The sequence below is a fragment of the Kitasatospora sp. NPDC004272 genome, assembly GCF_053603035.1.
Window position 1 is genome coordinate 1 of sequence record NZ_JBSGET010000250.1, and the last position, 5,441, is coordinate 5,441.

A 5,441-nucleotide genomic window follows, 5' to 3' on the forward strand; every position below is an offset into this window, starting at 1 on the left:
CGGCACCGGCTCTCCCGGAGCCGGTGCCGCGACCCCTTCGGGCTGCCGCGGGTCAGACCACCTGGCCCGAGGAGGGCTTGCCCGGTTCCTCGTCCTGGGTGGTCAGCTCCAGGGCGCGGCGCAGGTCGATGACGTACTCCTCGCCGAGGTGCTGGTAGCCGGTCGACAGTTCGTCCTCGACGGTGCCGCTGTCCTGGGCGACCGCGGCGGCCCGGAAGTGCTGGGACGCGACCGCGGTCTCCTGCACCAGCCGGCTGACGGTCGCCTGGTCGACGCCGCGCCAGTGCGCGGTTCCGAGCGCCGAGGACTGCGCGTCGGCCCCGGCGGCCAGCTTCCGGGCCCAGGCGCGGAACGCCTCCGGGTCGTCCGCGACGTCGAGGTCCTCGTCCGGGGCGTCGATCCAGAGCCGGTCGAGCTGGTTGGTGGCCTCCAGGAACTGCACCTGGTCGGAGGTCAGGTTGCTGCGGTCCTTGCGCAGCGAACCGGTGGTCGGCTTGCTCGACTTCAGGTAGCAGACGATCTGGCGGCCGCCGACCTCGTTCCAGGTCTCCCGGTCCGGGTAGGAGGCCGGCATGCCCGTCGTGTCCGGGATCGACCACAGGTCCATCACGTACTGGTCCAGGTGCTGCGAGCAGAGCTGCTTGGCCTCCTCCTCCAGCTTCCTCGCGCCCGGGTAGCCGCCCGTCGTGGTGGACACGCTGCTCCAGAACGCCTCGGCGTTGTGGGGCACCGAGCAGTCGGACTTCTTGACCGCGGTGTCGAACCTCAGGTCCGCGCAGTCGCCGGCGTTCAGCCGCAGCGCCGAGTCCGGCGCCAGCCCGCCGCTGCTGCCCGAGGAGCCGCCGCGGGTGTCGGTGTGGAAGTAGACGGTGTTGCCGACGATCCCCAGGACCAGCAGCAGCAGCCAGACCGCGCCGATCACGATGCCCGAGACCGCCAGGCCCTTGCCGCGCTCGCCGGTGCGCTTGATCTGCACCAGCGCGGCGACGCCCAGACCGATGGCGATGATGCCGAGGTAGCACAGGAAGCTCACCACCAGCGTGGCGATGGCCAGGCCGTTGGTGTACCCGGCCCGCGACGGCTGCTGGTACACCGGGTAGCCGGGCATCCCGTACTGGCCGGGGTACTGGGGCGCGCCCTGCTGGGGCGGCGGGGCCGTGCCGTTCCCCCACGGCTGGTGGAAGCCGGTGGGGGCCCACGGGTTGGCCGCGGCGGCGGGCCCGGCGGGGGCCTGGGGCACGCCGGGGGGCTGGGGCGCGCCGGGCGGCGTCGCACCGGTGGGCGCGGCCCACGGGTTGGCGGCGGCCGGGACGGCGGCGGGGGCCGGGACGGTGACCGGGGCCGGGACGGCGGCCTCGACGGTGGTCGGAGCGGGGGCGGGGGCGGGGGCGGCGGGCGCCTCCTGGGCGGCGGGCCGGGCGGCGTCGGTGCCGCCGTCGGTGTCGGTGTCGGTGCCGGTGTCGGTGCCGGTGTCGTCGGCGGCGCGCCCGGAGTCGTCGCCGCCGGATATGCCGGGCTTCGCGAACGAGACCGCGGCCGGGGCCGGGGCCGGGGCGGGTTTCTCCAGCGAGAGCGCGGGCGGGGCGGGCGGGGCGGGCGGGGCGTCGTCCCGAGCGCCGTCCGGGCCGTCGTTCCCGGGTCGCTCCTGGTCGAACGGCATTGGGTGTTCCCCCTGCGAGTGGTACGGGTCGAGGCTGCGCGAATATAGCGGACCGCACCGTCCGCGTCCCAACGGGTTGCCCCGCCGCGTCCGGAGGCCCCGTCCGCGACCGTTGCATGCAGTGCATGCAGAGTCCTACGCTGACCCCGTGCAGACCGAGAGCACCCGCCTGCGGTTGCGGGAACTGATCCTGGACGGCCACTACCCGCCGGGGGCGAGGGTGGGCGAGGTGGAGGTCGCCGAAGCGCTGGGGGTGAGCCGGACGCCGGTGCGGGAGGCGTTCCGGGCGCTGGCCGCGGACGGGCTGCTGGCGGGGGCCGGGCGGGGCCTGCGGGTGGTGCGGCTGGACGACGAGGAGCTGTCCCAGGTCTACCGGGTGCGGGCCGCGCTGGAGGCGCTGACGGCCGAACTGGCGGCCGAGCGGCAGCGGGCGGGACGGCTCGCCCCGGCCGAACTGGCGGAGCTGGCCGCACTCGCCGACCGCACCCACCGGGCCACCGCGGACGGGCGGTTGACCGAGGCGGTGCGGCTGAACCGGGGCTTCCACCGGCGGATCGCCGAACTGGCCGCCAACCCGGTGGCGCTGCACGCCCTGGACCGGCTGTGGGACCAGATCCAGGTCTCCACCCTGCGCTCCCTGCACGCGCCCGCCCGCACCGACCTGGTCGACGCCCAGCACCGCGACCTGCTCGACGCGATCACCGCCGGGGACCCGGCCGCCGCCGCGGCGACGGCCCGCCGGCACGTCCTGGACACCCGCGCGGCCGACCGGCCGGCCGCGGACGACGACAAGGAGTGACCCGCATGGCCTTCTCCCCCGCGCACCACTACGCGGTCCGGGTCGAGTGGACCGGCGACCTCGGCACCGGCACCGACCACTACCGCTCCTACCGGCGGGACCACACGGTGTCGGCGGAGGGGGTGCCGGACATCCTCGGCAGCTCCGACCCGACCTTCCGCGGCGACCGCTCCCGGTGGAACCCGGAGCAGCTGCTGCTGGCCGCGCTCGCCCAGTGCCACATGCTCTCCTACCTGCACCACTGCGCGCTCAACGGCGTCGTCGTGCTGTCCTACGCGGACGACGCCGAGGGCACCATGGTCACCGAGGGCAACGGCGGCCGGTTCACCGAGGCGGTGCTGCGGCCGCGGATCGAGATCGCCGCGGAGCCGATGCGCGAGCGGGCCGTGGCCCTGCACGGCCCGGCGTCCCGGGACTGCTTCATCGCCTCCTCGGTGAACTTCCCGGTGCGCCACGAGCCGGTGGTGACGGTCCGCGCCGCGTCCTGACCGGTCCTCGGCTCCACCTGAGGCACCGTCAACCTCCTTGGTGGGGCTGGCTGCAGTGCGCTCCCTGGAGCGGGCCGCAGGGAGAAGACGGAGGCTGGCGGGATCGTGCGGCCCGGGGTCCGGGGCGAAGACTTGCGGCATGCGAATCCTCCACCGGGGCGCCGCCCTCGCCGCCGCCACCACCGTCCTGCTCGGCCTCGGCGCACCGCTCGCCCCGGCCGCGCCCGCCGCTTCCCCCGCCGCCGACCGGCCGGTCTGGGGCGCGTGCCCGGCCGGCACGCCCGACGCCCGGCAGCAGTGCGCCGAGCTCGCCGTCCCGCTCGACTACGCGCGGCCCGACGGGCCGTCCGTCTCGCTGGCGGTCTCCCGGATCTCCACCGCCCGGCCCGAACTGCGGCGCGGGGTGCTGGTGCTGATACCCGGCGGTCCGGGCGGCTCCGGCCTGAACGGGCCGAGCAGCGCCGCCGGGCGCCTCCCCCGCTCGGTGCTGGACAGGTACGACCTGATCGGCTTCGACCCGCGCGGCGTGGGCCGCTCCACCCCGCTCGACTGCGGCTTCGACCACGCCGACCTGGCGCACAGCCACACCCTGCCCTGGCCCGCGCCCGACGGCGGGATCGACGCCAACCTGGCCACCGCCCGGCGGATGGCCGCGGCCTGCGCGGCCGACGGCGGGGAGCTGGTGCGCAGCATCAGCACCCGCAACGAGGCCCGGGACGTCGACCGGATCCGGCAGGCCCTCGGCGAGCGCCGGATCTCGCTGTGGGGCGTCTCCTACGGCACCTACGCGGGCGCGGTGTACGCGACGCTGTTCGCCGACCGCACCGACCGGGTCCTGCTGGACAGCAACGACGACCCGGACCCGACCAGGGTGGAGCGCGGCTGGCTGGCCAACTACGCCACCGGCGTGGCGGACCGCTTCCCGGACTTCGCGGCCTGGGCGTCCTCCCCCGCCGCGGGCGAGCACCGGCTCGGCGACACCCCGGAGCAGGTCCGCGCCGCCTACCTGGCCGCCGCCGAGCGGTTGGACGGCGCACCGCTGCCCTGGCCGGGCGCCAACCCGGAGCAGCTGGACGGCAACGCGCTGCGCTCGGCGATGCTGGAGAGCCTGTACGCGGACGCCAAGTTCCCCCGGCTCGCCGAGCTGGTCCAGGCCGCCCGGGGCCGCCGCCCGCTGCCCGCCCCCGACGGCGCGCCGGAGGCCGCGGTGCGCAACGGCACCTCGGTCTCGCTCGCCACCCTGTGCAACGACGTGTCCTGGCCGCGCAAGCCGGGCTCGTACGCCTCGGCGGTGGCCGCCGACCGGGCCGCGCACCCGCTCACCGCGGGCATGCCGGTCAACGTGACGCCCTGCGCGTTCTGGCCCTGGAAGCCCGCCGAGCCGCCGGTGCGGATCGACTCCCGCGGGCCGTCGAACGTCCTGCTGGTGCAGAACCTCCGGGATCCGGCCACCCCCTACTCCGGCGCGCTGAAGCTGCGCGCCGCCTTCGGCGACCGGGCCCGGATGGTGGCGGTCGACTCCGGCGGCCACGACGCCTACCTGGCGAACGGGAACGCCTGCGGCGACGCGCTGGTGACGGAGTTCCTGGCCACCGGCCGCCGCCCCGTACGGGACGCGCTCTGCCCGAAGGCCGGGTGAGGCCGTGGTGCGCGCGGAACGGCGGGGGCGCGGGGCGCCCCGGCCCGGGGACGCCTCGCCCCGGATCGCCCCGGCCCGGATCGGCTCAGCCCGGGCCGGCTCAGCCCAGGTCGCGGCGGCGCAGGCCCGCCAGGGCGGCGGCGGTGGTCAGGGCGGTCAGGGCAGTGATCCACAGCAGCGGGGCGGCCTCGACCGGTCCGCCGGGCAGGTGCGGGAGGTGGCTGAACGGGGAGAGGTCGAGCACGCCCTGCGGGAGTTGGAGGATCGGGCCGAGCCAGGAGACCAGCACGAACACGCCGAAGCCGGTCCAGCCCGCCGCCGCCCGGTGCGGCAGCAGGCCGTACCCGGCGAGGGCGACGGCCGCGGTCAGCCAGACCGCGGGGAGCTGGACGAGCGTCGCGCCGAGCATCCGGCCGACCGCCCCGCCGGTGCCGCCGCCCAGGGCCAGCCCCTCGGCCAGGCCCGCCGCGGCACCGGCCGCGGCCAGCAGCAGGGCGGTGCCGAGCAGCGGGAAGAGCAGGTGCCCGGCGGCCCAGCGCAGCCGGGAGACCGCGCCCGCCAGCACGGGTTCGGCCCGGCCGGAGACCTCCTCGGCCCGCATCCGCAGCACCGCCTGGACGGCGTACACGGCGGTGACCATGCCGAACACGGTGGCGATGCTGGACAGGTAGGCGTTCAGCACGCCGTCCCGGCCGCCGATCCGCGCCAGCACGTCGGCCATCTGCTGGTTGTCGCCGATCAGGTCGACCACGCCCTTGGCGACGCCGCCGAACACCGCGCCGGCGGCCGCCAGGGCCAGTGTCCAGCCGAGCAGCGGGCCGCGCTGCAGGCGGCGGGCGAGCGCGGCGGCGCTCG

At 76.6% G+C, this 5,441-nt stretch carries 4 protein-coding genes and 1 pseudogene; 3 read left to right on the plus strand and 2 right to left on the minus strand.

The annotated features are described in order from the left end of the window. Positions 1 to 52 precede the first annotated feature (52 nt). Positions 53 to 1,660 (minus strand): DUF4190 domain-containing protein, encoded by a 1,608-nt coding sequence (locus ACWEO5_RS37900; protein ID WP_452166621.1) that lies wholly within the window; start codon positions 1,658 to 1,660, stop codon positions 53 to 55. A gap of 148 nt (positions 1,661 to 1,808) precedes the next feature. Here ACWEO5_RS37900 and ACWEO5_RS37905 point away from each other — a divergent pair, with 148 nt between their 5' ends. The 3 genes from ACWEO5_RS37905 (at position 1,809) to ACWEO5_RS37915 (ending at position 4,586) form a co-directional block, all read left to right on the plus strand. Continuing rightward, a complete protein-coding gene (locus ACWEO5_RS37905; RefSeq protein WP_452166622.1) occupies positions 1,809 to 2,459 on the plus strand; it encodes a GntR family transcriptional regulator in 651 nt (216 codons plus the stop codon). Between the two features lie 5 nt (positions 2,460 to 2,464). Further along, positions 2,465 to 2,947 carry an OsmC family protein gene (locus ACWEO5_RS37910; RefSeq protein ID WP_452166623.1) on the plus strand — a complete coding sequence of 161 codons (483 nt, stop codon included), beginning with the start codon at positions 2,465 to 2,467 and terminating at the stop codon, positions 2,945 to 2,947. A 139-nt stretch (positions 2,948 to 3,086) separates the two neighbouring features. Next, positions 3,087 to 4,586: an alpha/beta hydrolase gene (locus ACWEO5_RS37915; RefSeq protein WP_452166624.1), complete on the plus strand. Its 1,500-nt coding sequence runs from the start codon at positions 3,087 to 3,089 to the stop codon at positions 4,584 to 4,586. Positions 4,587 to 4,686: 100 nt separating this feature from the next. On the opposite strand, the pseudogene ACWEO5_RS37920 reads toward ACWEO5_RS37915, so the two are convergent. After that, positions 4,687 to 5,441, minus strand: a pseudogene (locus tag ACWEO5_RS37920) (ABC transporter permease); the annotation flags it as partial.

What these genes read in the sequence shown, in the direction of transcription:
- ACWEO5_RS37900 (WP_452166621.1), bottom strand. Translation starts at nt 1,660, where the DNA reads ATGCCGTTCGACCAGGAGCGACCCGGGAACGACGGCCCGGACGGCGCT.
- ACWEO5_RS37915 (WP_452166624.1), top strand. Translation starts at nt 3,087, where the DNA reads ATGCGAATCCTCCACCGGGGCGCCGCCCTCGCCGCCGCCACCACCGTC.
- ACWEO5_RS37910 (WP_452166623.1), top strand. Translation starts at nt 2,465, where the DNA reads ATGGCCTTCTCCCCCGCGCACCACTACGCGGTCCGGGTCGAGTGGACC.